The sequence below is a fragment of the Nitrosophilus sp. genome (assembly GCF_982775275.1).
Map to the genome: position 1 here is coordinate 1 of NZ_CEXZHP010000339.1, position 1,083 is coordinate 1,083.

2 protein-coding genes are annotated in these 1,083 nt (G+C 60.8%); both read left to right on the top strand.

Translation table 11 applies throughout. From position 1 onward, the window contains the following. Positions 1–394, top strand: a 394-nt coding sequence (gene dtd / locus AC30RD_RS09855) for a D-aminoacyl-tRNA deacylase (protein ID WP_489494391.1), incomplete at its 5' end; no start/stop codon positions are given. Positions 395–456: 62 nt separating this feature from the next. After that, positions 457–1,083, top strand: a 627-nt coding sequence (locus AC30RD_RS09860; protein ID WP_489494393.1) for a lyase family protein, incomplete at its 3' end; no start/stop codon positions are given.

Here is a 1,083-nt window from a genome sequence, read left to right on the forward strand (position 1 = left end):
CGCCATCGGCCCGGGCCTGCTGGTTCTGGCGGGGATGTCGCACGCCGACACCCCCTTTGATGCCCGGCATCTGGCAAAGAAGACCGCCCAATTGCGGATCTTTCCGAACGATGCCGACAAAATGAATCGGTCCGTCGCAGAGGTGGGCGGGGCGGTGCTCGCCGTCAGCCAGTTCACGCTGTATGGCAGCTGCACGAAGGGCAACCGGCCCAGCTTTATCGAAGCCGCCCGGCCGGAGCAGGGCGAAGCGCTTTTCAATGAATATGTCCGCGGCTTGGAACAGTTGGGCTTCCCGCGGAACACCGGTGTGTTTGGAGCCGACATGCAGGTCGAATTGCTCAACGATGGCCCGGTGACCCTGATTCTTGAAAGCACGGGCCGGGAACAGGCCTAGAATGACAGATTAACGCGGAGCTTTCTTCCGCATTCGCGGTTGAATTGGATAGAGGTACGATTATGGCAAAGCAGAAAACCACCGTTGGCGAAATCAACCAGGACGTATTGGCCTTCACGGCCGGCCGCGATGTCGAGCTCGACCAGGCGCTGGTCGCGGTCGACTGCATCGGCACCGCGGCACATGTTACGATGCTTTCCAAAATGCCGGTGACGCCCGGACTGATTTCGGAAGCGGAACGCAAACAGGTGATTGCGGGGTTGGTGGAGATCATGGGCCTTGCGCAGCAGGGCAAATTTAAGATCAAGCTGGCCGACCAGGATGTGCACTTGGCAGTGGAACGCACCCTGACCAAACAGCTCGGCGATCTGGGCAAGAAAATCCACACCTGCCGCAGCCGCAACGATCAGGTGGCCGTCGATCTGCGGCTCTATGCCAAGGAGCAGCTGTTGCAGACGCTGGAAGAGGCCGCGGCGCTGGTGGCCGCGCTGTGCGCCTTCGGGAAGAAACATCAAGCCGTGCCGATGGTTGGGCGGACGCATATGCAGCCCGGCATGCCTTCGAGCGTGGGCCTGTGGGCTACCGCCCATGCGGAAAGCCTGTTGGATGATTGCGTGTTGCTGATCAACGCCTACGAGATGAACGACCAATGCCCGTTGGGTTCCGCCGCCAGCTACGGCGTGCCGTTG